Genomic DNA, 23116 nt, shown 5'->3' on the forward strand with positions numbered 1-23116 from the left:
AGGAGAAGGTGCCATGGTGCTGCGGTGGCTGACGACGACCGACCACAAAGTGATCGGCAACCTCTATCTCGTCACGTCCTTCTGCTTCTTCCTGACGGCCGGCGCACTGGCCATGGTGATGCGCGCCGAGTTGATGCGGCCCGGGATGCAACTGGTCTCCGAGGAGCAGTACAACCAGTTCTTCTCGGTGCACGGCACCATCATGATGCTGCTGTTCGCCACGCCCCTGTTCGCCGGGTTCGCCAACGCCGTCATGCCCCTCCAGATCGGCGCCCCCGACGTGGCCTTCCCCCGGCTGAACGCCTTCACCTACTGGGTGTACCTGCTGGGCGGGCTGATGGTGGTCAGCGGGTTCCTCACCCCGAACGGCGCCGCCGATTTCGGCTGGTTCGCCTACGCGCCGCTCAACGGGCCCGCCCACAGCCCGGGCCACGGCGGTGACCTGTGGACCATGGGCCTGGTGGTGGCGGGCATGAGCACCATCCTGGGCGCCGTCAACTTCATCACCACCATCATCTGCCTGCGCGCCCCCGGCATGACCATGTTCCGGATGCCGCTGTTCACCTGGAACGTGCTGTTCACCTCGATCCTGGCGCTGTTCGCCTTCCCGGTGCTGACGGCGGCACTGCTGGCACTGGAGGCCGACCGCAAGTTCGGGGCGCACATCTTCGACCCGGCGAACGGCGGCGCCATCCTGTGGCAGCACCTGTTCTGGTTCTTCGGGCACCCCGAGGTCTACATCGTGGCCCTGCCGTTCTTCGGCATCGTCAGCGAGATCTTCCCCGTCTTCAGCCGCAAACCGCTCTTCGGCTACATCGGGCTGGTCGGCGCCACCGCCGCCATCACCATGCTGTCCGCGGTCGTGTGGGCCCACCACATGTTCGCCACCGGCGCCGTGCTGCTGCCGTTCTTCTCCCTCATGTCGTTCCTGATCGCGGTGCCCACCGGGGTGAAGTTCTTCAACTGGATCGGCACCATGTGGAAGGGCTCGCTCAGCTTCGAGACACCGATGCTGTGGTCCATCGGCTTCCTGGTCACCTTCCTGCTGGGCGGGCTCAGCGGAGTGCTGATCGCCTCGCCGCCGCTGGACTTCCACACCACCGACAGCTACTTCATCGTCGCCCACCTGCACTACGTGCTCTTCGGCACCGTCGTGTTCGCGATGTTCGGCGGCTTCTACTTCTGGTGGCCGAAGTTCACCGGCCGGATGCTCGGCGAACGTCTGGGCAAGATCCACTTCTGGACGACGCTGATCGGCTTCCAGACGACGTTCCTGGTGCAGCACTGGCTCGGCGCCGCCGGCATGCCCCGCCGCTACGCCGACTACCTGCCCGCCGACGGCTTCACCGTGCTCAACACGATCTCCTCGCTGGGCGCCTTCCTCCTCGGTGTCTCCACCCTCGTCTTCGTCTACAACGTGTGGTGGACCACCACCCACGCCGAGAAGGTCACCGAGGACGACCCCTGGGGCTGGGGCCGCTCGCTGGAGTGGGCCACCTCCTGCCCGCCGCCGCGCCACAACTTCGTCGCCCTCCCGCAGATCCGCTCCGACTCGCCCGCCTTCTGGGTGCACCACCCCGAGGCCGAGGAGGGCGCGGCGATCATCGCGCCGGGCACCCCGGAGAGCCCGATGATGCGGCCCGCCGGCCCCCAGGAGCCGCCCGAGCCGGGCAACGTGGGCATGCAGGACCCCGCCTCCAAGCGGACACCCAGCAAGGGGATGCCGTCATGAAACTCGAAGCGACCCTCTTCGCCGGCGTCGCCCTCTTCTTCGCCTGCGTCACCGTTCCCTACGCGACCTACTCCGAGGACCCCGCGGGCACCGCCGCGGTGGTCATCGCCTGTCTGATGGCCGCGCTGGTCTCCTTCTTCCTGGCGGTCCAGCACAAACGGCACGGCGCGCGGCCCGAGGACCGCAGGGACGGGGAGATCCGCGAACGCGGCGGACCGCTGGGACTCTTCCCGGCCCGCAGTCCCTGGCCCGCGATGACCGCGCTCGGCGTCGCCCTGCTGGGCACGGGGACGGTGTTCGGCCTGTGGCTGTTCCTCATCGGGACGGGTGTCACCGGCGCCGCGGTCTGCGGATTCGTTTTCCAGTACGCGCGGAGCGACCACTGACCAGCCGCCGCACCGCACGGGCCGGCGAGGGCGCCGGCTTCGGACGCCCGGCGGGCCCGCCCTCTCGTGGGCGGGCGCCCGATACGGCGGCCTGCGCCCGCTCCCGGTGCCGGTCGACGGCCTGCCAGGCGGGGGAGACCGCGTCCCGGTAGTACCAGCGGCTGAGCGCGGCCCGCAGCCGTGCGATCCGGCCGGCGCCTTCGCCGGCCTCCAGGGGGCGGGGGAAGCGCTGGGCCGCCAGCCGGAAGCGTTCGCTCTGCGGCAGCGGCTCGTGGTCCGCGCCGAACGTGCCCTCCACCGACTGCCTCACCCGGCTGGTCTCCTCGCCGTGCGTCACCCGTTCCGCGTCCTGCTTCTGCAAGGAGAGGCACAGCCGCTTCGTCAGGACGAAGGCCAGCGGCGGCGCCAGCACCAGCGCCACGCGGAAACACCAGGTGAGTCCGTTGAGGGACACCCCGAACGCCTCGGCGATGACGTCGTTGCCGCCGGCCAGCAGCAGGACGGCGTAGAAGGTGACGCCCGCGACGCCCAGCCCGGTGCGCACCGGCCGGTTCCGGGGGCGGTCGCACACGTGCGGCGTCTCGGTGCCGCCGGTGATCCACCGTTCGAAGAACGGGTAGGCGTACAGCAGCCCGAACAGCAGCGCCGGCAGGATCACGGCGGGCACCAGGACGTTCCACATCACCGTGTGCCCGAACAGGTTCGTCTCGAAGGGCGGCATCAGCCGCAGCGAGCCCTCCAGGAACCCTACGTACCAGTCCGGCTGGGCGGCGGTCGAGACCTGCGAGGGCTCATAGGGCCCGTAGTCCCAGATGGGGTTGATCTGGGCGACGGCCCCCAGCACCGGGATGATCCCGGCCAGCGTGAAGAACAGCCCCGTGGAGCGGGCGGCGAACTGGGGCACCATCGCGTGCCCCACCACGTTCTTGTCGGTGCGGCCCGGACCGCTCCACTGGGTGTGCTGGAGGTAGACCACCAGGATCAGATGCACCACGACCAGGGCCACCAGCAGCCCGGGCAGCAGCAGGATGTGCACGGGGTAGAGCCGCTCGATGATCTCGTGGCCGGGGAACTGCCCGCCGAAGACGAACAGCGCCACATAGGTGCCCACCACCGGGATCGACAGCATGATCCCCTGCGCGATGCGCAGCCCGATACCGGACAGCAGGTCGTCGGGGAGGGAGTAGCCCGTGAAGCCCTCGGCGAGCGCCAGCACGAACAGCGTCATCCCCACCAGCCAGTTGACGTCCCGCGGCTTGCGGAACGCCCCCGTGAAGAAGATGCGCAGCATGTGCACGCCGATGGCCGCCAGGAAGATCAGCGCCGACCAGTGGTGGATCTGCCGCACCAGCAGCCCGCCGCGGATCTCGAAACTGATCCTCAGCGCCGAGTCGTACGCCGTGGACACCAGCTGGCCGCGCATCGGCTCGTACGGCCCCTGGTACCGGATCTGCGTCATGTCCGGGTCGAAGAACAGGGTGAGGTAGACACCCGTGATCAGCAGCACGACGAAGCTGTAGAGCGCCAGCTCGCCCAGCAGGAAAGACCAGTGCTCCGGAAACGCCTTGCGCAGCAGGACCCGGCCGCCCGCCGCCACCGGCAGCCGGTCGTCGGCGCCGCGGAAGCCGCGCTCGGCGGCCTTGCGCAGCGCGGCCCGCCGGGCCGCACGGGCCCGCGAGTGTGTCATGCGGTCGCCCTCCCTCGGAATGACCGCATACCTCAGTCCCCCGCAGTTGTCACACCAAACACGTCCGCCCGAGGGTTGCCCCCGACGCCGGGCCGCGGCACACCAACGGGGGTGCGCCCGGGGCCGTGCGGGTACCGCGGCCCGGCCGCCGCGCGAGCCGCCCTGTGGGTCAGTCCGTGGAGATGACCTCCACCAGCCGCCCCACCTCGGGGTGCGGCAGCGAACGGGCCACATCCGCGACCGCCACCATGCCGACCAGCCGGTCACCGTCGATCACCGGGAGGCGGCGCACCTTGTGCCGCGCCATGGTCTCCAGCACCTCCTCGGCGCTGTCGTCGGCGCCGATGGTGACGGCCTCCTGCTGGTTGAGGCTGCCGGCCGGGAACGTGGCCGGGTCCCGTCCGGGCCCCAGCACCTTGACCACCAGGTCCCGGTCGGTGACGACGCCCTTGAGCTTGTCGTCCTTCCCGCAGATGGGCAGCGCGCCCACCCCCAGGCGGGTCATCAGGGTCGCCGCGTCGGCCGCCGTCTGGTCGGTCCGCACACAGTCGGCGCCCGGATTCATGATCTCTCGTGCCGTGGTCATCTCGGCTCCTCTCGGACTCGGGATGGGAAGAACAGCCGGCCGTCGATCGGGCCCGTGCCGGGTAGCCGGGGGCGGATGTGCCCAAACGGCGGTCCTGGGCGCGCTGACGGAGTGGCGCCGTGCGCGGACCGTTTGTGCACGGCGTGGCGTGGCAACCGGAGCGGTATGTCGACTCAAGACCTGACCAAGGAGAGCCTGGAGCGCCCCCGGGCCGTCCGCGCCATGGAGAGCGGCCTGGAACGGCTGCCGGTCGTCGGTCCGCTCGACGCGCTCGGCCGGCTGCGCGCCCTCGACCCGGTGATCAGCCCCGTGCAGAACGCGGTACGCAAACTTCCCCTCGGCGGACTGCGGGACGTGCTGCACGGCCGGTGGCTGGGCCACCCCCTGCATCCCGCACTGGTGCAGCTGCCCGTGGGCGCCTGGATGTCGGCCGGGGTGCTGGACATGCTGCCCGGCACCCGGCGCGCCAGCCGGGTGCTGATCGCCACCGGCGTGCTGGCCGCCGTGCCGGCGGCGCTGACCGGCGCCGCCGACTGGGCCGAACTGCACAAGCCCCAGCTGCGCAGCGGGCTGGTGCACGCCGCCGCCAACACCGTGGCCCTGGGCCTGTACACCGCGTCCCTGGCGGCGCGGGCCCGCGGACGCGAGTGCCGCGGCCGGCTGCTGGGATACGGCGGACTGACCGCCGCAGGACTCGGCGGGTTGATCGGCGGTCATCTGGCATACCGTCAGGGCGTCGGCCCCAACAAGGCGGAGCCGGTACCCCACATCGTCGGGCAGGGCTGGCAGCGGGTCGGCAAGGTGGACCAGTTCCCCGTAGGGCAGGCGGTGCGCGCCATGCTGGGCGAGGTGCCGCTGCTGGTCCACCGTGAGTCCTCCGGCGCCGTCCGGGTGCTGGCCGACCGGTGCAGCCACCAGTCCGGTCCCCTCTCGCAGGGCACCGTCGCCGAGGGCTGCGTCACCTGCCCCTGGCACGGCAGCACCTTCCGCCTCTCGGACGGCCAGAACGTCTCCGGCCCGGCCACGGCACCGCAGCCCTGCTTCGAGACGCGGGTGAGCGACGGCGTGCTGGAGGTCCGCCTGCCCGACGCCGACTGAGCCGGACACCCGCCGGAGCCGGCACCGGGCGCGCCGAACCGACCGCCGGACCGGGCCGGGGCGCGCCGGACACCGCCGTCGGGCCCGGCACCGGGCGGGCTGGACACCGCCGGGCCGAAGCCGCCGGACCGGACCAGGCCCGGACGCGCCGGACCGGACCCGGGCGCGCCGGACACCGCCGGGCGAAGGACCGTCGAGGCGGCACACGTCCGGCCCGGGGGAGGGGCGTGCGGGTCGTGTGCTGAGGCATCGGCGGTTACTTCGCACACCGTCCGTTTCGACGTCGGGCGGCCGGGTTACCCCTGCGGTGGTCCGTCCCGAAAGCTCTTTGGAGGTGCCATGGCCGGCCCGACGCACGACAAGCAGCAGAAGGGTGAGCCGCCCATCCCCGGCCGTCCCGGACCGGAGGCGCCGCAGCTGGAGGAGCCGACCGAACCGCGCGAGCCGCTGCCGCCGAAGAAGGACCAGTCGGGCCCGGAGGTCTACACCGCCACGGGCCGCGCCCTCGACGCGGACCCCACGGTGCGCTCCCAGACCGGCAGCCGGCTGACCACCGCCCAGGGCCTGCGCCTGTACGACACCGACCACTCGCTCAAGGCCGGTGAGCGGGGCCCGGTGCTGCTCCAGGACCACCACCTGCGCGAGAAGATCACCCACTTCGACCACGAGCGGATCCCCGAGCGGGTGGTGCACGCCCGGGGCGCCGCGGCCCACGGCGTCTTCCGCGGCTACGGCACCGCCTCGAACATCTGCAAGGCGGCGTTCCTCGGCAAGGACGTCGAGACGCCCGTCTTCGTACGCTTCTCCACGGTGCTCGGCTCCCGCGGCTCGGCCGACACGGTGCGCGACACCCGGGGCTTCGCCACCAAGTTCTACACCCAGCAGGGCGTCTTCGACCTGGTGGGGAACAACATCCCGGTCTTCTTCATCCAGGACGCCATCAAGTTCCCCGACATCATCCACGCCGGGAAGCCGCACCCGGACCGGGAGATCCCGCAGGCGCAGAGCGCCCACGACACCTTCTGGGACTTCGTCTCCCTCCACACCGAGGCCGCCCACCACACCCTCTGGAACATGTCCGACCGGGGCATCCCGCGTTCGTTCCGGATGATGGAGGGCTTCGGCGTCCACACCTTCCGGCTCGTGGACGAGCAGGGCGGCACCACCCTGGTGAAGTTCCACTGGAAGCCGCGGCTGGGCGTCCACTCCCTGACCTGGGAGGAGGCCCAGATCACCGGGGGCGTGGACCCGGACTTCCACCGCCGGGACCTGGCCGACGCCATCGAGGCCGGGGCCTTCCCGGAGTGGGAGCTGGGCATCCAGACCTTCCCCGACAACCCCGAGCAGACCTTCCGCGGCATCGATCTGCTCGACCCGACCAAGATTGTTCCGGAGGAGTGGGCCCCGGTGCAGCCGATCGGGCTGATGACGCTCACCGCCAACCCCTCCAACTTCTTCGCCGAGACGGAGCAGGTCGCCTTCCACCCCGGCCATCTGGTGCCTGGTATCGACATCACGGACGACCCGCTGCTGGCCGGCCGGCTGTTCTCCTACATCGACACCCAGATCACCCGGCTGGGCGGCCCCAACTTCGCGCAGATCCCCGTCAACCGCCCGCACGCGCCGATCAACGACATGCTGCGGGACGGGCTGCACCAGACCGCCGTGCACAGCGGGGTGGCGCCCTACCGGCCCAACTCGCTGGACGGCGGCTGCCCGTTCCTGGCCGGCGCGGCGGACGGCGCCTACGTCGAGACGCCCGTCACCGTGCCGGAGTCCACCAAGGTGCGCGCCGCTCCCGCCTCGTTCGCCGACCACACCAGCCACCCGCGCCGCTTCTACCTCAGCCTCGACCCGGTCGAGCGGGAACACGTCATCGCGGCGTACACGTTCGAGCTGAGCAAGTGCTACGAGCAGGCCGTCAAGGAACGCAATCTGCGGGTACTGGCCGACATCGACCCCGAGCTGTGCGCCGGTGTCGCGGCCGGTCTCGGTCTGCCCGCGCCCGAGCCGTCCGGTCCGCTGCCCGACGTCGAGCCCAGCCCGGCCCTCTCCCAGCTCGGGCACACCTGGCCGACCGACGGCAGGATCATCGGCATCATCGCCGACGAGAACAGCGACCTCGCCGCACTCAGCGACCTGCGCTCCACCGTGCTGGAGGGCGGCATGGTGCCGCTCGTCATCGCCCCGCACGGCGGTGAGCTGGCCGGCAGCGGCGGCCCGGTCACCGTCCAGCGGACCTTCGCCAACGCCCGCTCCGTGGAGTTCGACGCCCTCCTCGTGGCCGGTGCTCCCGGCATGGGGGCCGACGCCTACGGGGCCCGCGACGTCAAGGCGGCGCAGCGCCAGGGCAGCGGCAACATCGACCCGCGCGTGCTGCTGCTCCTCTCCGAGGCGTACCGGCACGCCAAGGCGCTCGGCGCGTGGGGCGGCGGCGCCGACGCGCTCGCCGCGGCGGGCTGTCCGCAGGACGCGCCCGGCGTGGTCGTCTCCCAGGACCCCGGGAGTGTCCTGTCCGAGGTCACCGACCTGCTGACCCGTCACCGGGTGTGGGACCGCTTCCCGCCCGGTACGACGGCCACGCGGTGACTCCGCGACGGGGCCCGGTCCCGCGGGGGCGGCCGGGCCCCGTCGCACTGCCCCGTCACCCCGCCCTTTCCGGCCGCCGGCACCGTACGAGTCCGCGGCACGGCGCACCGCCGCGCCGGTGACCGGCGGCCCGGTAGGCGCCCCGAGCGGGGGCACCCGTGCGGTGCCCTCCCTGTACGCGGGACACCCGGTGGGTGTCCCGGCCCGCATCCGGAGGAGGAGAGCCATGAACGCTGACGGCACCGGTGCCGAGCCGGCCGGCGGGCACCCCGCCGACAAGCATCCCAAGCCGGAGTATCCGCAGCAGGACCAGCCGCATCCGGGGGACACCGAGGCGATGGACCCCCGTCCCGACCACGGTGAGCACACCTACCGGGGGACGGGCCGGCTGGCCGGGCGGCGCACGCTGATCACCGGGGGCGACTCGGGCATCGGCCGGGCGGTGGCGCTGGCGTTCGCCCGGGAGGGCGCGGACGTGGCGTTCGGGTATCTGCCGGAGGAGGAGACCGAGGCCCAGGAGACGACGCGGCTGGTGGAGGACGCGGGCCGGCGTGCGGTGCCCGTGGCCTGCGACATCCGCGAGGAGGCGGAGTGCCGCCGGCTGGTGGACCGGGCGGTGGACGCGTTCGGCGGGATCGACGTGCTCGTCAACAACGCGGCGTACCAGATGGCGCAGTCGGAGGGGATCGACGGCATCAGCGTCGAACAGTTCGACCGGGTGGTGCGCACCAATCTGTACGGGATGTTCTTCGTGACCAAGCTGGCGCTCCCGCACATCCCGGCGGGCGGCTGCATCATCAACACCACCTCGGTGCAGGCGTACCAGCCCAAGCCGCATCTGCTCGACTACGCGACGACCAAGGGCGGCATCGTCACCTTCACCCAGGGCCTGGCCCAGAACCTGGCCGAGCGCGGCATCCGCGTCAACGCGGTCGCGCCCGGCCCGGTGTGGACGCCGCTGATCCCCTCCACCCTGCCCGACACCAGCGAGTTCGGCGCCAAGAGCCTGCTGCAACGGCCCGCGCAGCCCGCCGAGATGGCACCGGGCTACGTCTTCCTCGCCTCCGAGGACGCCAACTACGTGACCGCGGAAATCCTCAACGCGACCGGCGGCACCCCGCTGCCCTGAGCGGGCCGGGCCGGGGCCGCCGGCCGCCGCCCGGCGGGACACGGGCGTGCCCGTGCCGCCGCGGACCGAGCGAACAGGAGTGAGCACCATGCCGGAGGATAAACCGGGCACCCCGCAGATCGACGCGGAACCGCTGCCGCCGTTCGAGAAGCAGAAACAGGACCCGCCGGGGCTCGAATCCGAGATGCGGCCCCGCCCCCGGTACCGCGCCGAGCGGTACCGGCCGGCGGGCAAACTGGAGGGCAAGATCGCGCTGATCACCGGCGGTGACTCGGGGATCGGCCGGGCCGTCTCCCTGCTGTACGCGCGGGAGGGAGCGGACGTCGCCATCGTCTATCTGCCCTACGAGCAACCCGACGCCGAGGAGACGCGGCGCGAGATCGAGGCGACCGGCCGCCGCTGTCTGCTGATCCCCGGCGACCTGACCGACGAGGAGTTCTGCCGTCAGAGCGTGCACCGCACCGTGCGGGAGCTGGGCGGTCTGAACATCCTCGTCAGCAACGCCGCCTACCTCAACAGCAAACTGAAGCTGTCGGAACTGACCTCGGCCGACTGGGACCGCACCTTCAAGACCAATGTGTACGCCTACTTCCACCTGGTGGTGGCGGCGCTGGACTATCTGGAACCGGGCGACTCGATCATCGCCACGGCCTCGGAGGAAGGGCTCAAGGGCAGCCCCACCATGATCGACTACGCCGCCTCCAAGGCCGCGTTGATCGCGTTCACCAAGTCGATCACCCCGGACCTGGCCAAGCGCGGGGTGCGGGCCAACATCGTCGCCCCCGGGCCGACCTGGACGGTACTGAACGTCGCCGACCAGCACATGCCCCAGTCGGGCCTGGCCCATGTGGGCAGCGAGGCGTCCGAGGGCCGCCCCGCGCAGCCGGAGGAGATCGCGCCGGCGTACGTCTATCTGGCCTCCGATCCGGACGCCAGCTTCACCACGGGCGAGATCATCGCCGTGACGGGCGGACTGACGGACACCCGCTGACAGACCTCGGCCGGATACGCCCGGCGCGGCACCGCCGCCGCGCCGGGCGCATCCGCTGCCGCAGCGTCCGGCGCTCGGCGCTCGGCTTGGGCGCAGGGTGTGACAGCGTTTCAGCGTGTGCGGGAACGGCGGCGGTGGCTGGTGTCGCACCAGGGGTAGGTGCGGCTGCGGCGGCAGGTGCACAGGGCCACCATGAACCGGTCCGAGGTGACGGTCCGGCCGTCGTCGAGACGCACCTCCACCGGCCCCTCCAGCAGGACGGGCCCGCCCCGCTCCAGCGTCACCCGACGTGCCGGCCGGCTCGTGTCGCGGGACACGGCGGTGTCCGCGGCGCCGGCCGGCGTGTCAGTCCTCCGCGGGTTGTGCGCCGGGCCGCTCACCGGGGGAGAGCCTTCTGCCGTGCCGGATTCCGGCGCGGGCGTGGAGCGTTCCCGGCCGCTTGTCGGAGCGCTCTTCCGGGGGGACGAGGTCGGCACGGATGACCACCAGTTCCTCATGTCGCTGTCCGGGGGCGATCAGTCGCTGCTGTTCCAGCCAGGCGGCGCGCTCGCGCAGCACGGGGCCGAAGGGCTGGATGCGGCGCGCGGTCACGGCCGCCTCCAGCCCGGCCCGGCGCAGGAGTTCTAGCGTGCGGTCGGGCCCGCACAGGGCCGAGTGGACCATCAGCAGCACCCCGTTGCGGGTGAGCAGCCGGGGCGCCGCCTCGCACAGCCGGTCCACGTAGCGGCGTCCGTCCTGCCCGGCGTTCCACGCGCGGGACCGGCGCGGGGCGCCGTGACGGCTGCCGGAGTGCGGCACGTAGGGGGGATTGGCGGTCACGACGTCGAAGCGTCCTGCGGCGTGCTCCAGGAAGTCGCCGCGGTGGGCGCGCACGGGCAGACCCCGCAGCCGGGCGTTCCAGGCGGCTGCCAGGGCGGCCCGCGCGGAGATGTCGACCGCGTGCACCTCGCGGGCACCCAGGCGTGCGCCCGCGAGGGCGACCACACCGGTGCCGGTGCACACATCGAGCATGCGTGCGCCGCGCGGGACGGTCGCCTCTGCCAGCGCTTCGAGCAGAAGTTCGGAATCGCCTTGCGGGGCGTACACCCCGGGCGGTCTCAGCAGCCACACACGCCACGGAGTTCCAGGGAAGACGTCCGGTAAACCCCTCCGCCGGCGCATGGCCGCACACCACCCCGTCGGCCGAGTACCCCCGGCCACCGCGGCGCACCCCCGCGCGGGCACGCCCACCGGCCGCGTGGGGTGCTCCGCGCCGTCAGTCCACCGCCAGGAGCGCCCGCTCCCGGGCCTCCGCCGCGATCAGGGCGGCCGTCTCCTGCGGGGTGAGACCCGAGGAGTCCAGCCACCAGCCGGTCCCCTCCAGCTCCCCGCGCATCGCCCGGTAGTACGGGGCGATGTCGTAGGCGACCCGCTGCGGTGCGGGTCGTGCTGCGTTCCGGCGCCGGCACTCCTCCAGCGGCGGCGCCAGCGTCACGAACAGCAGGGGCCGGCAGCGCAGCTCGGACACCAGCAGATCGAGCAGCGGACGCGTGACGGGATACTCGATGACGGGGAAGACGCCGCTCTCGGCGAAGTTGTCGGCCAGTGCGGCCATGTTCCGGAAGCACAGGCGCAGCTGGCGCTGTGACTCCTCGCCGTCGCCGAGCGGACTCGCCCGCCCCTTGACGACCATGTAGGACAGCACGTCCCCGCTGATGTGTGCCCCGCGCGGGTGGTGCGCGGCGACCAGTGGTGCCACGGTCGACTTGCCCGCCCCCGGCATCCCGGACAGGATCAGGCACCCCGTGCCCGAGGCCATGTGTTCCTCCCGCAGCTTGTGCCGGCCCTCGCCGCGGACATGCTGACAGCGGGGACGGATGCCTCGCACGCCTTTTCCCCTTTTCCCCGTCGGCCGTCGGGTCAGTTCTCCGGGTGCTCGCCGCCCGCGCCGTCTCCGCCGCCCGCACCGTCTCCGCCGTCCGTGCCAGGCGGGCTGTCCGGCTGGGCATCGGGCGAGGTGTCCCGCGGCGGGTCGTCGTCCGGTGGCGGGCCGGGGGGAGGCCGCTGGTGGAACTCCACGGTGACCGTCTCGAAGCTCTTGAAAGTCTCTGTGGTGGCGTAGGAGGTGTACGCCTTGCGGTCCGCCCAACTGAGCCACACCCGGTCGGTGAACGGGGTCAGCAGGGTGCGCGGCCACAGCCGGTGGGTGCGTACCACGCTCACCTCCGCCGCCACCACGAAGATGAGCGCCCCCAGGTAGATCCAGCCGAGCAGTCCCAGCACGATGCCGAACATGCCGTAGGTGGCGCTCGCCCCGCGCAGCACATGGGTCGCGTAGTAGCTGCCGCCCCATTGCAGGCCCTGCCAGGCGCAGGCCGCGCCCAGCGACTCCGCCCACATGTGCCGCAGCGGCACCTGGTGGTGGGTCAGGAAGGTGTAGGTGGCCAGCAGCAGTCCGGCGTTCACGCCGACGGCCACCACGGTGATGGCGGACCGCAGCCCGGAGCCCAGATCGGTGCCGAACGTCTCCGCCTCCGAGGCGGCCAGCGACAGCAGCAGCGTCACGCTCAGGCCGCCGGCGACCGTCATCAGGAAGAGCATGCCCTTGAACCGGGAGAGGAACGGGTTGTGCCGCTGGTGCCGGGGCACCGCCCACACCTTGTTAAGGCTGTACTGGGCGGCCTGTGCGGCACCGAGACTGCCGTAGAGGCTGCCCAGGACACCGACGGCGAGGGCTACGCCGTTGCTGCGGAAGGGGTGGATGCGGCCCTGGATCTGATCGCCCAGTACGGGGAACTCCCGCAGGACGGAGTTCAGCAGCCGGCGCTGGAGTTCGGGGTCGCCCTCCAGGAACGCGCCCAGCCCGGAGACGAACAGCAGCAGTACCGGAAAGATCGACAGGAAGGTGTAGTAGGTCAGCAGGGCCACCAGGTACAGGGCCTGGTCGTCGAAGATCTTGTAGACGACGGCGAGGGGCAGCCCGGCCCAGCGGTGCCGCTGCTGGAAGGCGTCGATCCGCCGCGCCGTACCGGTGCCCTTGGCCCTGCCCATCGTCTCTCAGCAGCCTCCCTGCCCGTCCGCCCGGGCCCGCCGTGCCGGGGCGGGACGCTCAGCCCCCAGCCCAGCCAATCCCAGGGCCGCCGTTCCCGCACGGTGCCGGGGGCCGTTCGGCGTCCGCCGGGGCCGGGCCGGCGTGCGGACGCGAGCGGGCGGGGCGGTCGGTCACCGCCCCGCCCGCACCGGCCGGATGGACGGACTCAGTGCTTCTTGCGCTTGCCCGTCATCGCCAGGCCCATGACGGCAAGGCCGCACAGGGCCGCGACACCTCCCGCGATCACGTTGTTGAGGACGATGGACGTCGTGTCCGGCGCACCCCGGATCACCCACTGCGAGACGATCACCCAGACACCGAGCAGCGGCGCCGTCCAGCCCAGCAGGTGCGTTCGTTCGTACGCGGAACCGAATCCCAGGGCCAGCACCGCGAACGCCAGACCCACGACGAGGTTGCTCACCGCCAGGGTCGTCGTCGTGTGGAACCCGACCACCCACGGCGAGATCGCGATGTAGAGGCCCGTGAGAAAGCTCAGACCCTCCACGATCTGAGCGACCGGCGTCGATCCCGCCTTCTCGTACCGGGCACGCATCTCCACGAGATCCGGGTGGTGCTCGATGCTGCTGCCGGTGGTAGGCACTGCCATGGTCCTCTTCCTCCTTCCGAAGAGCGCCTGCGGTGGGCGATCGGAACTCACCCGCCGACCAGCCGGGTGAACAGTGAGGGGAAAGAAATCACCACAAGGTTCGTGATTCACGTCACATCCGCAGGTGTGCCGGATGCCGGTTCCGGACGGTGAGCCGCCCACAGCACCGTGTGGCTGCGACGACACCGTTTGGCGTAGGCTCGCTGCTCTCCGTAACCCATGGGGGAGGGCATGGAACCGCTGCGCCAGGACGATCCGCGACGTCTCGGGCCGTACACACCTGTCGGACGCCTGGAGCCCGAGACCGGCCGGATCAGCCCCGCCGCCCGGCGGTTCCTCGCGCTGGCGCCCGACGGCGACGGTGCCGCACTCCTCGTCACCCCGCCCGCCGAAGCCGCGCACGACCCCGCCCACCGGCAGCGCTTCCACGCCGAGGCCCGCGCAGCGCAGACGACGGCAGCCGCTGCCACCGCGCCCGCGCCCTGGCTGCTGCCCGTCGGCGAGGTCGGCGGCCCCGACGCGGAAACCGCCTGGTACGCCTCGCCCTACCGCCCGGCGCTGCCGCTGCCCACCGTGCTGGACGCGCACGGGCCCCTGCCCGGCCGCACCCTGCTCGCGATCGGCACCGCACTCGCCGACGCCCTCGCCCGGCTCCACGCCGCCGGGCTCACCCACGCCGGGGTGCTCCCCGACTCCGTCCTGCTGACCGCCGACGGACCTCGGCTCACCGGCTACGGCACCGCCCGCATCAGGGCGGCCGGCAGCACGCCGCGCCACCTCCATCCCTTCCTCCCGCCCGAGCAGCTCGACGGCGGCCCGCCCCACCCCCTCGGCGACGTCCACGGCCTCGCCGCCGTCCTCGCCTTCGCGGCCACCGCCCGACCGCCCCGGCCCCTCGGCCTGCCGCCCGGCCCCCTGCGCGACCTCCTCACCGCCTGCCTCGATCCCGACCCCGCCGCCCGCCCCACCGCGGACACCGTCCTTGCGCGCCTCCCCGCCTGCTTTCCGCCCCCGGCCCCGCCGCGCGTCCCCGTCACGACGCCCGGCCCGCCCCGGGAGCCCACGACGCCTGACGGCGGCGAGGCCACGCACCGCGACGGCACTATGCGGGACGGCGTTGCCGCCTTGGACGGCGGCGGCACTGTGCTGGACGGCGGCGAAGCCGCCGGCCGTGGCGCCACCGTGCTCGACGGCGCCGCCGGAGCGCACACGGGTGGCTTCTCCGCCCCGCCCGGCGGGGGAGCGGGCGTGGTGCCGCTCGCGCCCGGGTGGCTGCCCCGGCGGGTGAGCGCCGCCCTGGCGGTGCAGGCCGCCGCCGTCCTCGCCGCCGAGGCGGACGAGGACCTGGTGCCGGCCGCCGTACCGGCTCCCGAACCCACCGCCGCGGGCGGGCACGCCCCCGTACCGCCCCGCAGCACGGAACCGTCCCCGCAGCCCCGTGCACGCTCCCGGCGTGCCCCCTCACGGCGGGCAGTGCTGACCGCCGCCGGCACCGGGGTGGCCGGCGCCGCCGTCGGCGGGGCCGGCACGTGGGCCCTCACCTCGCCGTCCCCGGCCCGGCTGACGGAGGCGCAGAAACTGGCCGCGCGCCGCAGCACGCGCAAGCGTCCCGAAGGGGCGCCGCCGACCCCGCTGTGGCGGTACGACCTGCGCGAACCGTCCGGCAGCTTCTCCCCGTTCCTGTGGCGCGACCGCATCGCGCTCCTCGCCGACGGGACCACCGCCGTCGGCGTCGACATCCGCACGGGCAACGAACTGTGGCGCCGTACGGCACTCCGCCCCCGGGGGCGCGCCTGGGGCCTGGACGACGGTTCGGTGCTGCTGGCCGGCGACGACCTCATGGCGCTCGACCCGCACGACGGCAGCACCACGTGGCGTGCACGCCGCTACCGCAGGGGCGGCGACCGCCCCTGGACTGCGGTGCTCGCCGCACACGCAGGCATCGTGTGGCTGGCCGTCGAGGCGCGCTCCGGCGGCCGGGCCCGCCGCCGCACCGTCGTCGCCCACGACATCGCGTCCGGCCGGGAGCTGTGGAGCAGCCCGCTGCCCGCCGGTTTCCGGACGGCCCACCTGCTCGGCGACTTCCTCGTCGTGGTCACCGGCGCGGACGGGGAGCCGCGCAGATGCACCGTCCTCGACCGGAGGACCGGCCGCACACGCTCGGCCCGCACCTGCGGATCCGGCCACGCCGAGACGGCCACGGCGGTGGCCGAACCGGCCACCCTCGTCGCCGCGACCGGCTCCACCCTGCGCGGCTACGCCCTCACCGCGTCCGGGGGAACGCAGTGGAAGGTGAAGGCGAAGGGCGGGCTGGACGACAAGTCGGCGTACTTCGGGGTGCCCGTACCCCGCGGCAGACGGATCTACATCGCCGACACCAGCCACGTCGTCCACCGGATCGATGCCGGCAGCGGAGAAGTGGAGTGGCGGGCGCAGCCGTCCGACGCGCTGCGGCCCACCGCGCGGAACGCCGCGCCGGACGTGTCCCTCACCCCGGACGGCGAAGTGCTGCTGAGCGCCGGCGACTTCGAGGCCGACGCCTTCGACGCCGCCGAAGGCACCCTGCTGTGGCGCTTCACCGACCTGCCCCCGTCGTCGCGGAAGGTGGCCCGCCGCCGCCGTGTCGCCGCAGGCGACCGGCACGTACTGGTCGTCAGCGGACGCGGCGTCCACGCACTGCCCCTGGACCGAGCCTGAACCGGGACGAGATGCCGACACCGACTGGACCGACACCCGTCACAGAAGCCGAACGGACGGACACGCCGCCCCCGCCGGCCCCGCACACCCTGGACGGCCACGTCCTCCTGAGCCGCCTCGACACCCCGCCGGGCGACATCGGCTGGTGGACGGCGACCGGGCCCGACGGTGCCCCGTGCGTGCTGATGGCCGCCGACGGGCCCCGCGCGGAAGACGCCGGGTACCGCCTGCGCTTCTGGTCGGAGGCGGGCAACTCGCAGCGGCTGAACAGTCGTTGGGCGGCACCGGTCAAGGACGTCTCCCCGGCGCGGGCCGCCGTCCCCTGGGTGAGCTACGGCTGTTTCCCGGCGCTCACCCTGAGCGCCGCGCTGGCGGCACACGACGGGCCGCTGCCCGAGCACACCGTCGTCGTACTGGGCCGGGCGCTGGCCGAGGCGCTGTTCACCGCCCACTCGCACGGGCTGGTGCACGCGGGCCTGTCGCCCCACTCGGTGCTGCTCACCGACGACGGGCCGCGGCTGACCGGATACGGCCTGGTGCGTGCGGCGGCCCAGGAAGGCTCCGCACGCCCCCGTGTGCCCGGCGTCCCGGCGGACAGCGTGCCTCCCGAACAGGCTGCCGGCGCCAGGCCCTTGCCCGCCGGCGACATCTACGCCCTCGGCTCCGTCCTCGCGCACGCCGCAGGGCTGCCGCACCGTCCGCCGCAACCACCGGGCGGCCTCGCAGAAGTGGTGAGCCGCTGCCTGGCCGCCGACCCCGCGCACCGGCCCCGCGCCGAGGAGGTGCTGCGCGGGCTGCGCCCGGCGGGACCGCACGACGTGGCTCTCCCCGAGCCCGTCCGAGCGGCCCTGGCCGCCCAGCGGGCACAAGCACCCGCCGCGCCTCCGCCCCCACCACCGCCCGGGCCCCCGCCGGGGACGGCCCCCGCCCGCCGCACCCTCCTCCTCGCCGCGGGCGCCGGAGTGGCCGGCCTGGCCGTCGGCACGGCCGCGGTCGCCACATGGCGCACCGTCAGCCCTCCGCGGCGCGCCAGTGTCCCCCGCACCGTGCCGGGGGCGGCGCCCGCGCCGTTGTGGCGGCGCAAGACACCCGGCGACGGACTTCAGGCGCTGACGCTGGTGGGCGAGCGCACCCTCGTCATGGCGGCAGGGGCGGGGGCCGGAACGTTCGCGCTCGACGTGCGCTCGGGGCGGCAACTGTGGAGGCGGGACGACGTCCTGACCGGGCAGTTGCTGCCCGCGGCGCGTGGCCGGGTGGTGGCGACCTCGTCCGGCGACCAGGGCGTGTTCAGCCTGCTGTCGGCCCGCGACGGCGCGGTCAAATGGCACGAGAGGAAGTATCTGAGCACCGGCCCGGACCAGCCGCTGACCATGGCGCTGGTGGCCGGCCACCGGGCGGGCGTGCTGTTCCTCGTGGCGGAGGACGTCTCCGCATCATCGGAGAAACCGGACACCTTCCTCCTCGCCTACCGGGTGCGGGACCGCAAGGAGCTGTGGCGCCGCCGGTTGCCCAGCGGCCTCATCGAGACCCTGGAGCCGCCGCAGGAAGGGGTGGCCGGGCCCGCGGTGGTGGGCTCCACCCTGCTGCTGGCCAACGCGGGCCTGCTGGCGACGGGCGACCATCTGGTCTACCGCGCGATCGACGTGCGCGACGGCCGCGAGAAATGGAAGAGGACGTACGACGGCATTCCCCGCAGAGCGGCGGGGCTGCTGCTGCCCCTGCCCGGCGGACTCCTCGTGGCGGCCGTCGACGACGCCCTGCTGGGTGTGAACCTCGCCGACGGCGCGGAACGGTGGCGCGTCCCCGTCAGCGGCACCGTCGCCACCGGCGCGGCCCGTCGTGGTCACCTGCTCTATGCGGCCGACTCCGCACTGACGACCTACGCGGTCGACCTCCGGGACGGCTCGGTGCGGTGGAGGAGGAAGGACAACGGCGCTGCCGACGAGGACTCCTCCGTCTCCGCCATGACGCTCAGCGCCTCGGGGCGCACCCTGTTCCGGTCGAGCAGCACGGAGATCGACGCGTTCGACACCCGCGACGGATCACCGCGGTGGCGGCTCGCGACGGTGGGCGAGGGAGAACTGGCGGCGAACGCGGGCGTGGTTCCCGTCAGCGCGCCCGGAGTCGCCGTCGTGGTGAACGACAGTGGTGGCATCTACGGACTTCCGGTGGACTGATCACATGGCTTTTCCCCTCGCTCATGACGATCCCGCACACCTGGGCCCCTACCGGCTGGTGGCGCGGCTCGGCAGCGGCGGCATGGGCACGGTCTACCTCGGCCGGTCCGCGCGCGGGCGGACCGTCGCGCTCAAGACGATGCACCGGGAGATCGCGGCGGAGGCGGAGTTCCGCACCCGCTTCCGGCTGGAGGCGGACGCGGCACGGATCATCGGCGGCCACCACGGTGCCCAGGTCGTCGACGCGGACCCGCTGGCCGACACCCCGTGGCTGGCGACCGAGTACGTGCTGGGGCCGCCGCTCGACGAGGCCGTCGCCCTGTGCGGGCCGCTGCCCGAGGAGACCGTGCGGGCCGTGGGCGTCCGGCTGTGCGAGGCCCTCTCCCAGCTGCACTCCTCGGACGTCGTCCACCGTGATCTGAAGCCCTCGAACATCCTCCTGGCCGCGACCGGCCCGAAGGTCATCGACTTCGGCATCGCGCGTGCCGCCGGCGACGACAGACTGACCCGTACGGGCGCGGCGGCGGGCACGCCCGCCTTCATGTCCCCGGAACAGGCCACCGGGCGGGAACACACGTCCGCGGGCGACGTGTTCGCGCTGGCCGGGGTGCTCGTCTTCGCCTGCACCGGCAGCGGCCCGTTCGGTACGGGCACGACGGCGGACCTGCTCTACCGCGTCCGCTATGCGGAGCCCTGCCTCACCCGGGTACCGGAACGTCTCGTCCCCGTGCTGGCCCGGTGTCTGGACAAGGACCCCGGCCGCCGCCCGGACCCGGCGGAACTCGCCGCACTGCTGAGGGACGGCGCAACAGGCGCGCAAGGCGGCGACGGCGAGGCCGAGTTCGCCGACACGCTGCCCGACACCGTGCACGCGGAGATCCTCCGGCGCAGCGCCGAGGTCTGCGCGATACGGCCGGCGCGGGACGAGCCGCCGGCCGGCCCGCAGGCGGACGAGCAGCGGGGCGACTCCGCGTCGGGGCCGTCCCGTCGCCGTCTGGTCGCGTTCGCGGGCGGCGGACTGGTGGCCGCCGCAGCAGCGACCGGCGCGTGGCTGTGGACGCGGCCCACGGACGACGCCACCACGGCGCCCGCCCCCTCCTCCCCGCCCGCCGCGGCTGCCCGGACCGCGCCGAGCCCCCGGTGGCAGACGCTCTTCGACAGCGTCACGGTGCCGGTTCCGCTGGCGGCCGGGCAGCGGCTGGCCGTGGCGACCGTCCCCGCGAACGAACTGCTGCTGCTCTCCACGGACGGCGAGGAGGCCGGGACGCTCAAGGACGTGCGGGCCGCCGGCGGAGGCGACGGCCGCCTCTACGGAATCCAGGGCGCCGAGGGCGAACTTCGCCCGCTCGATCCGCGGGCCGGCGCCTTCACCGAACCCCTCGGCGCGGTGCACGAACTGCTGGGCAGCAAGGCGACCGAGCCGGTGTCCGTCCTCGCCGCGCACCGCGGGATCGTCGTGGTGCGCCGGGGCGGCTTCGACCCGCAACAGCCGTGCGTCGCCCTCGACGGCGACACCGGCCGGAAACGATGGCGGAAGAAGATCCCACGCGAGACGAGCGTCGTGGCGACGACCGACGGCCTGCTCGTCCTGGCCGGCGCCCTCGACGAGAAGGTGTGGGCGCTCGACATCGAAACGGGCGAGGAAGTCTGGTCCAGGAGTTTCCACCTCGGCTTCGGGCGCCCGCTGGTCACCTCGGGCGCCGACACGCGCGGCACCCTGTACCTCAACCTGGATGAGATCGTCGCCCTCCGGGCCCGGGACGGGAAAACGCTCTGGCGCTTCGGGGAAGGCCGCAAGCACACGACCGACTCGCAGGACTACGCGGCCTACGGGCCGCCCGTGGCCCGGGGCGGGACGGTGTACGCGCTGGAGTCGCGCAACGGAATGGTCGCGCTCGACGCCACGAGCGGAAAGCTGCGCTGGGAGCTGAAGACGAACATCGCCGCACGGATCCCGCCCGACGCCGTCCCGGTGGCGGGCCGGCGGTACCTCTACTTCCCCTCCGCCGGCACCGCGCTGGTCACCGCGGTGGACCCCGCCGCGCGGGCGGTGCGGTGGACATCGGCCGGCAAGAGGAAGGAGTTGGCGCCGCGGCTGCTCGCCCACCGCCGCTCCGGCCAACTGGTCGTCGCCACCGACCGGCGCGTCTTCGCCCTCCCCCTGACATGACCGCACGCGCGAACCCAGGAGCCCCTCGATGAATCCTCTCGGTGTCGGCGACCCCCTGCGGCTGGGCCCCTACCGGCTGGTGGGCGTGCTCGGCGCCGGGGGCATGGGCAAGGTCTATCTGGGACGTGACGGGCAGGGGCGGGCCGCGGCGGTGAAGGTGCTGCGGCCGGAACTGGCGCACGACGCGGGCATGGCACAGCGCTTCGTACGGGAGGCGCAGGCCGCGAGCGCGGTGCGGAGCACGGGCGTGGCACGGGTGCTGGCGGCGCGGACGGAGGGCGGGCGGCCGTGGATCGCCTCCGAGTTCCTGGCGGGACCCACCCTGCACGAGGCGGTGCAGCGGCACGGCCCGCTGGACGAGGCGGCGGTCCGCCTGCTGGGCGCTGCACTGGGCAAGACGCTCCACGAGATCCACGCGGCGGGCCTGGTGCACCGGGACGTGAAACCGTCGAACATCGTGCTGACCTCCCGCGGCCCCCGCGTCATCGACTTCGGGATCGCCCGGCCCGAGCACGGGCTGACCCTCACGGCGACCGGTCAGGCGCCCGTGACCCCCGGCTACGGTCCGCCGGAACAGGTGCTGGGGCAGCGGGTGGGCCCGGCGGCCGACGTGTTCGCGCTGGGCGCCGTCCTCGTCCTCGCGGCGACGGGCCGGCGGGCGTTCACGGGGGAGCACGTGGCCGCGGTGCAGTACGAGGTGGTGCACGGGCAGCCGCGTCTGGAGGCGGTGCCCGAGGGGCTGTTGCCACTGGTCGCTGCGTGTCTCGACAAGGACGCCGCGCGCCGCCCCGCGCCCGCCGGGGTGGCGCGGGCGCTGGCGCCGCCCCGTACCGCACGGCGGGTGTGGCGCAAGGGGCCGCTGGCCGAGGACATCGCGGAGCGCGAGCGGAACGCGGCGCGGCTGACCGCGTGGCCTGCGGCCGGTGAACAGCGCCGCGGGGGCCCGTCGCGGCGTCGGCTGCTGACCGCCGCGGCCGGCGGGGGAGTCGTCCTCGCGGCGGGCGGCGCGGGCGCCTGGTACTGGCTGGGGGACGGCGGTGGCGAGGACGGCGGGTGGGACGCCGAGCCGCTGTCCCGCTACGAGACGGGCAAGCCGCCGTCCGCCCTGTGGGGCCCCTTCACGGTGGCCCGCGAGGACGCCCCGGCGCCGGTCGCGGTGCGGGACGTGGTGGTCGTGGCGGCCGAGAACGGCGGCGTGCACGGGTACGACGTGCGCACCGGCGGCCGGCGCTGGCGGGCGGCCGGAACCCCCGTCGGGCCGCTGCTGGCCTCGGCGGGCCGGGAGCCGGCGGTGCTGGGCGCCGACGACTCCGGTGACGTGTTCGCCGTGGGCGCGGACGGCGAGGGCCGCTGGTCGGCGGCGGCCGACGCGTCCGTGCTGCTGGCCGCCGACACCGAGACGCTGTACCTGGCGACGAAGGACAACCGGCTGCGCGCGGTCGGCCTCGTGACGCGCAAGACGGTGTGGACGGCCAAGCTGCCCGTCGCCTCGTCCCCCGAACGTCCCGCGCTGGCCGCCGTGGCACAGGGCCGGCTGGTGGTGCACGGCTCCGACGGGCGGGTCGCCGGAGTGGACGTCCGCGACGGCCGCACCGTGTGGGGGCCGCGCCGGCAGAGCGCGGAGGGCACCGCGCTGCTCCCCGCAACGGGCGGTGACGGCCTGGTGCACCTGGGCGGTCGGCGCCTGGTGGCGCTCGCGGTGGCCGACGGCTCGCAGAAGTGGGCGCAGCCCGCCGCCGAGGACAGCGGCTGGGGCGCCCCCGCCCGGCGGGGCGCGGTGCTGTACGCGGCGAACGCGGGCGACGTGGAGGCCCGCGACGCGGAGAACGGCACCGGCGACTGGACGGTCACCCTCGACACCACGACGCTGCCGCCCGATGCGCCGGTGGTGCAGCGCAACACCGCGTGGGTCGCCCTTCAGCGGGACGGCTCCGACGGTGTGACGGCGCTCGACACCCGCAAGGGCGCACAGGCGTGGACGTACGTCCAGGGAACCGCCGGCCCCTGGCGGGCGGAGGCCGCGGGGAACCGGGTCTTCCTCCTCCAGGGCGGCACACTCACGGCCCTGCCCGTCTTCTGAACCCCCCCCGCGGCACCGGCCACCCGCCGTGCGGAACAAGGCTGTTGACGGTCTGTGACACGATCGGGGCGCACGGGGCCGCGGGGTGCGTTACCGTGCTGCCAGACGTGTCAAAGC

17 protein-coding genes are annotated in these 23116 nt (G+C 73.6%); 10 read left to right on the forward strand and 7 right to left on the reverse strand.

From position 1 onward, the window contains the following. Positions 1-13 precede the first annotated feature (13 nt). Together ctaD and ctaF are read left to right on the forward strand one after the other, a co-directional pair. Positions 14-1732: an aa3-type cytochrome oxidase subunit I gene (ctaD, locus tag IO40_RS0121445; protein ID WP_078659744.1), complete on the forward strand. Its 1719-nt coding sequence runs from the start codon at positions 14-16 to the stop codon at positions 1730-1732. Beyond that, positions 1729-2118 carry an aa3-type cytochrome oxidase subunit IV gene (gene ctaF, locus IO40_RS0121450; RefSeq protein WP_016470759.1) on the forward strand — a complete coding sequence of 130 codons (390 nt, stop codon included), beginning with the start codon at positions 1729-1731 and terminating at the stop codon, positions 2116-2118. Before ctaD ends, ctaF begins: the two co-directional genes overlap by 4 nt. Here the strand turns inward: ctaF and qcrB are convergent. Continuing rightward, positions 2063-3805 (reverse strand): cytochrome bc1 complex cytochrome b subunit, encoded by a 1743-nt coding sequence (qcrB, locus tag IO40_RS0121455; RefSeq protein ID WP_031175951.1) that lies wholly within the window; start codon positions 3803-3805, stop codon positions 2063-2065. The genes ctaF and qcrB overlap by 56 nt on opposite strands. 169 nt (positions 3806-3974) lie before the next feature. After that, positions 3975-4391, reverse strand: a complete 417-nt coding sequence (locus IO40_RS0121460; protein ID WP_030405942.1) for a CBS domain-containing protein — start codon at positions 4389-4391, stop codon at positions 3975-3977. Between the two features lie 222 nt (positions 4392-4613). On the opposite strand from IO40_RS0121460, the gene IO40_RS0121465 reads away from it, so the two are divergent. The 4 genes from IO40_RS0121465 to IO40_RS0121480 all read left to right on the forward strand — a co-directional run bounded on the left by IO40_RS0121465 (position 4614) and on the right by IO40_RS0121480 (position 10198). Then, on the forward strand, positions 4614-5489 hold the full coding sequence (locus IO40_RS0121465) for a Rieske (2Fe-2S) protein (RefSeq protein ID WP_041969019.1): 876 nt from the start codon (positions 4614-4616) through the stop codon (positions 5487-5489). A gap of 339 nt (positions 5490-5828) precedes the next feature. Continuing rightward, positions 5829-8078: a catalase gene (locus IO40_RS0121470; protein ID WP_031175952.1), complete on the forward strand. Its 2250-nt coding sequence runs from the start codon at positions 5829-5831 to the stop codon at positions 8076-8078. 226 nt (positions 8079-8304) lie between these two features. Next, a complete protein-coding gene (locus tag IO40_RS0121475; RefSeq protein ID WP_016470764.1) occupies positions 8305-9207 on the forward strand; it encodes an SDR family oxidoreductase in 903 nt (300 codons plus the stop codon). A gap of 88 nt (positions 9208-9295) precedes the next feature. After that, positions 9296-10198: an SDR family oxidoreductase gene (locus IO40_RS0121480; protein ID WP_016470765.1), complete on the forward strand. Its 903-nt coding sequence runs from the start codon at positions 9296-9298 to the stop codon at positions 10196-10198. Between the two features lie 110 nt (positions 10199-10308). On the opposite strand, the gene IO40_RS33885 is transcribed toward IO40_RS0121480, so the two are convergent. The 5 genes from IO40_RS33885 to IO40_RS0121505 form a co-directional block, all read right to left on the reverse strand. Further along, positions 10309-10515, reverse strand: a complete 207-nt coding sequence (locus tag IO40_RS33885; RefSeq protein ID WP_031026284.1) for a CDGSH iron-sulfur domain-containing protein — start codon at positions 10513-10515, stop codon at positions 10309-10311. A 28-nt stretch (positions 10516-10543) separates the two neighbouring features. Further along, the gene (locus tag IO40_RS0121490) at positions 10544-11359 is read right to left on the reverse strand and encodes a HemK2/MTQ2 family protein methyltransferase (RefSeq protein ID WP_199812987.1); all 816 of its coding nucleotides are present in this window, start codon (positions 11357-11359) and stop codon (positions 10544-10546) included. Positions 11360-11453: 94 nt separating this feature from the next. Continuing rightward, complete coding sequence (locus tag IO40_RS0121495; protein ID WP_016470768.1) at positions 11454-11996, reverse strand: AAA family ATPase; 543 nt, start codon at positions 11994-11996, stop codon at positions 11454-11456. 101 nt (positions 11997-12097) lie between these two features. Beyond that, positions 12098-13228 carry a YihY/virulence factor BrkB family protein gene (locus tag IO40_RS0121500; protein WP_016470769.1) on the reverse strand — a complete coding sequence of 377 codons (1131 nt, stop codon included), beginning with the start codon at positions 13226-13228 and terminating at the stop codon, positions 12098-12100. A gap of 206 nt (positions 13229-13434) precedes the next feature. Beyond that, on the reverse strand, positions 13435-13875 hold the full coding sequence (locus IO40_RS0121505; RefSeq protein ID WP_016470770.1) for an SPW repeat protein: 441 nt from the start codon (positions 13873-13875) through the stop codon (positions 13435-13437). A gap of 231 nt (positions 13876-14106) precedes the next feature. Here IO40_RS0121505 and IO40_RS34940 point away from each other — a divergent pair, with 231 nt between their 5' ends. The 4 genes from IO40_RS34940 to IO40_RS0121525 are packed head-to-tail and all read left to right on the forward strand — an operon-like array spanning position 14107 to position 22999. Beyond that, positions 14107-16572: an outer membrane protein assembly factor BamB family protein gene (locus tag IO40_RS34940; RefSeq protein ID WP_051894405.1), complete on the forward strand. Its 2466-nt coding sequence runs from the start codon at positions 14107-14109 to the stop codon at positions 16570-16572. Between the two features lie 11 nt (positions 16573-16583). Then, complete coding sequence (locus IO40_RS39480) at positions 16584-18749, forward strand: outer membrane protein assembly factor BamB family protein (RefSeq protein WP_051719292.1); 2166 nt, start codon at positions 16584-16586, stop codon at positions 18747-18749. Between the two features lie 4 nt (positions 18750-18753). Beyond that, positions 18754-20919 (forward strand): serine/threonine-protein kinase, encoded by a 2166-nt coding sequence (locus IO40_RS0121520; RefSeq protein ID WP_016470773.1) that lies wholly within the window; start codon positions 18754-18756, stop codon positions 20917-20919. A 28-nt stretch (positions 20920-20947) separates the two neighbouring features. Beyond that, entirely contained in the window at positions 20948-22999 is a 2052-nt protein-coding gene (locus tag IO40_RS0121525) for a protein kinase domain-containing protein (RefSeq protein ID WP_016470774.1), read from the forward strand. The last annotated feature ends 117 nt before the right edge of the window (positions 23000-23116 follow it).

This window comes from Streptomyces albus subsp. albus, assembly GCF_000725885.1.
Lineage (GTDB): Bacteria > Actinomycetota > Actinomycetes > Streptomycetales > Streptomycetaceae > Streptomyces > Streptomyces albus.

Bases quoted from the DNA above. Each gene is read 5' to 3' on its own strand.
- ctaD (WP_078659744.1), top strand. From the start codon at position 14: ATGGTGCTGCGGTGGCTGACGACGACCGACCACAAAGTGATCGGCAAC.
- ctaF (WP_016470759.1), top strand. From the start codon at position 1,729: ATGAAACTCGAAGCGACCCTCTTCGCCGGCGTCGCCCTCTTCTTCGCC.
- qcrB (WP_031175951.1), bottom strand. From the start codon at position 3,805: ATGACACACTCGCGGGCCCGTGCGGCCCGGCGGGCCGCGCTGCGCAAG.
- IO40_RS0121460 (WP_030405942.1), bottom strand. From the start codon at position 4,391: ATGACCACGGCACGAGAGATCATGAATCCGGGCGCCGACTGTGTGCGG.
- IO40_RS0121465 (WP_041969019.1), top strand. From the start codon at position 4,614: ATGGAGAGCGGCCTGGAACGGCTGCCGGTCGTCGGTCCGCTCGACGCG.
- IO40_RS0121470 (WP_031175952.1), top strand. From the start codon at position 5,829: ATGGCCGGCCCGACGCACGACAAGCAGCAGAAGGGTGAGCCGCCCATC.
- IO40_RS0121475 (WP_016470764.1), top strand. From the start codon at position 8,305: ATGAACGCTGACGGCACCGGTGCCGAGCCGGCCGGCGGGCACCCCGCC.
- IO40_RS0121480 (WP_016470765.1), top strand. From the start codon at position 9,296: ATGCCGGAGGATAAACCGGGCACCCCGCAGATCGACGCGGAACCGCTG.
- IO40_RS0121490 (WP_199812987.1), bottom strand. From the start codon at position 11,359: ATGCGCCGGCGGAGGGGTTTACCGGACGTCTTCCCTGGAACTCCGTGG.
- IO40_RS0121495 (WP_016470768.1), bottom strand. From the start codon at position 11,996: ATGGCCTCGGGCACGGGGTGCCTGATCCTGTCCGGGATGCCGGGGGCG.
- IO40_RS0121500 (WP_016470769.1), bottom strand. From the start codon at position 13,228: ATGGGCAGGGCCAAGGGCACCGGTACGGCGCGGCGGATCGACGCCTTC.
- IO40_RS0121505 (WP_016470770.1), bottom strand. From the start codon at position 13,875: ATGGCAGTGCCTACCACCGGCAGCAGCATCGAGCACCACCCGGATCTC.
- IO40_RS34940 (WP_051894405.1), top strand. From the start codon at position 14,107: ATGGAACCGCTGCGCCAGGACGATCCGCGACGTCTCGGGCCGTACACA.
- IO40_RS39480 (WP_051719292.1), top strand. From the start codon at position 16,584: ATGCCGACACCGACTGGACCGACACCCGTCACAGAAGCCGAACGGACG.
- IO40_RS0121520 (WP_016470773.1), top strand. From the start codon at position 18,754: ATGGCTTTTCCCCTCGCTCATGACGATCCCGCACACCTGGGCCCCTAC.
- IO40_RS0121525 (WP_016470774.1), top strand. From the start codon at position 20,948: ATGAATCCTCTCGGTGTCGGCGACCCCCTGCGGCTGGGCCCCTACCGG.